Below are 2,665 nucleotides of genomic sequence, written 5' to 3' on the forward strand. Positions count from 1 at the left end.
AAAGAGAAAGAGGCCGAGGCCAAGGCAGACCAAGAGGCAGCCACCAAAGCGCAACAGGATCTAGCCCCCGCCGAGAGTGCCCTTGATAAGTTGTCAGAGGATAAAACATGGCTTGAGCAGCAAATTACTGATGCTGCTAATCAGTCTCCACCCTCTCAAGGTATTAATTTACCAAAGTGGGCTTGGCCCGTTGGTAATTGTAAACCTTTCCCTGTCACCTTTGAAATATCAAACCTTTCAGCTACTGCAAATGATGGTGGTGCTTTCTGTCGTAATTACAATGAAGTTTACCACCCTTTGATTTACTGGTTTATTTATATGCTTCTTGCTCTTTATATGTTTGTTCTTTGGCATAAAACAATGGTTCAAATTGTGGGAGGTCGTTAATTATGAAAATTTTAATTGGCTTGTTAATTGAACGTCTCGGTTCTTTCTTTGCAAAGATTGTCGGTTTGATGTCTAAAAAGGCCGCTGTTGTTGCTTTGATTGGTGCCATGGGTATTATGGTTGTTACTTTTACGTCTGCTCTTTCTGGTTTGCTTGAAAATATCACTACTGGTATAAATCAGCCTCTTGTTGTTTTTGGCCTTTCTTTGCTTCCACGTAATACCCCTGATGTTATTGCAATGGTCGGAGTTGCTCGCTCAGCCCAATGGCTCTTTATCTGGCAGATGTCTGTCGCTCGTGCTGCTTATGATGCGAAATAACGTAACAGTTACCGTAATTCGGGAGGTTTCATGAAAGCGCCGTATTTTGTCACTGGCCCCGTTGGGGCTGGTAAGTCCGTAACGATGGTTTCCATCATGGTTGGCTACCTCAATGAGGGTCGGCCCGTTGCCACAAACATCGATGTCTACCCCGAACACATGCCCCTTAACGAGAAGGGAAAACAAACCCCGATCATCAGATTGCCGGAAGAGCCCCGTTCGTCCGACCTTGAAAACCTCGGGTTCGCCTATGAGCGCCCCAAGAAAACCGCGCTCCGGTCAGACCAAGAGCAGATCTATGATGAATCGAAAAACGGCTGCTTGGCGCTCGATGAAACCGCCTTTTTCATGAATACCCGCGACTGGAACAACCCCGACCGCGCCCAGTTGATTAAGTGGCTCCGTCTCGTCCGTAAACGGGGCTGGAATGCCTTCCTCGGTGTGCAGGATATCGAGTCAATTGACAAGCAAATCGTTAACGCCTTGTGCCGTACTATCTGCTGGTGTTACAGCTCCGACACGATGTTCAGCTCGTCCATGGGGGCTAAGGGCATTTTGGTTTATCCCCTTATCTGGGTTGCCAGATTGGTGATCAAGTTCGGCCTGCGGGTTCCCCGTGTCCATGTGGCCTCCTATTTCAAGGGTAAGAGCAAGTCCACGGGCAGTCCTTGCGGCACTAAGTACACGTGGGGAAAATGGCTCTACAAGGCGTATGACACCGCTCAAGAGTTCGATGACGGCAAAGAGCTGTTTGATTTTCCGGTACGAGATTCAAACGGTCGGATCAAATGCCGAATCAAGCTCGGCAATGGCGACTACAAAGACGCCTATCTCCACCCTGACGCCATAGACGCAACGCCCGACTGTGAACGCTATACAGAGCCCCGCTTTGTTGATATGCGTGTTTGCTACAGCATCTTGCCAGCCAAATACATTCATCAGTGGTATGGGGATAAACCCGTGCAAAAAACCAATCCATCCGGCGCTGTTGCTCCCTCCAAAACAACCCCGCCCGTCTATGAATTCCGATTCCCGATCACCAATCCATTGCAGATCCCCCGCTGGGCCATCATGCGTTTTGCTGACTATGTTGCCCGCCGTCAGAACATCCCCATGATCCTTGTTTTGCTCCGGTGGGGAGTCATCACCCAGGCTACTGCAATGCGCCATCCCGAGTTCGCCAAGGTCGTCCGCCGTAACTATTGGCTGCGCAAGTATGGCCTTAAAGCCCGCCTCAACTACTACGGGCAGCTTACCCTGTCACCTTCCCTTCTCTATCACATCAACTACCGCAACGGCGCTCCTGACGTGCTTCGTTGTGTCGCCTAAAGGAATAGCGTCCCTTCATAGGGGCGCATCCCCTATCATCGCCTTGCGCCGTAGGCGCCCGAGCGCAGCGAGGCCAGATGATACCGGATGAAACCCCGCCCAAAACCGAGCCGTGGCCAGTTCTTTTTTTATCCAAATCAACCCGACCGGATTATCGCCACTGCGTAATGGCTTTTTTTATGTTAAATAGCCTTATCCGGCTTGGCCTAGTCAAACGCTAAATCGCGGGGGCCCCACTCGTGGGGTTCCGATTTAGTGATTGACTACCCCACGAAATATACCCTTGAGCAGGGGATTGGGGGGATCACTTCGCCCCCAATCCCTTAATAAACCTTCTTTTCACTCTGTCAGCGTTCTGAGGTAGGCAAACGCCTCAGCGCCGCATGATCTTTCAGCGCCTTCAGGTCTTCTGCCCCGAATGATTCGATGATTTCTAGCCGCTGCCTGGACAAATAGGTGCCAGCAGGGGTGATTAAATGATGACCGGACATCCTCCACCCGTCCCAATATCGGGTGAAGACGGTAGGCAACTCCCGTCCTGTTGCCATCCGCATAACCCTCTTACACACGTCAGGGATCTTTTTTCCTTCGTCCCATAGCGTGACCTCCGTCACAGAAACAAAACAAAG

The 2,665-nt window shown here is 50.6% G+C and carries 4 protein-coding genes; 3 read left to right on the top strand and 1 reads right to left on the bottom strand.

Annotated elements, in window-relative coordinates:
- The 3 genes from BN1115_RS22620 to BN1115_RS21305 all read left to right on the top strand — a co-directional run.
- The coding region (locus tag BN1115_RS22620) for a hypothetical protein (protein WP_042658732.1) at nt 1-387 on the top strand (387 nt) is incomplete at its 5' end.
- Nucleotides 388-389: 2 nt separating this feature from the next.
- Complete coding sequence (locus tag BN1115_RS21200) at nt 390-707, top strand: hypothetical protein (protein ID WP_042658733.1); 318 nt, start codon at nt 390-392, stop codon at nt 705-707.
- A 30-nt stretch (nt 708-737) separates the two neighbouring features.
- A complete protein-coding gene (locus tag BN1115_RS21305; RefSeq protein ID WP_050070549.1) occupies nt 738-2,036 on the top strand; it encodes a zonular occludens toxin domain-containing protein in 1,299 nt (432 codons plus the stop codon).
- 347 nt (nt 2,037-2,383) lie between these two features.
- Here BN1115_RS21305 and BN1115_RS22735 read toward each other — a convergent pair.
- Nucleotides 2,384-2,665 (bottom strand): DUF3653 domain-containing protein (locus BN1115_RS22735; RefSeq protein ID WP_042658734.1); only part of this gene is annotated, 282 nt, incomplete at its 5' end.

The sequence above is a fragment of the Aeromonas allosaccharophila genome (assembly GCF_000819685.1).
Taxonomy (GTDB): Bacteria; Pseudomonadota; Gammaproteobacteria; order Enterobacterales; family Aeromonadaceae; genus Aeromonas; species Aeromonas allosaccharophila.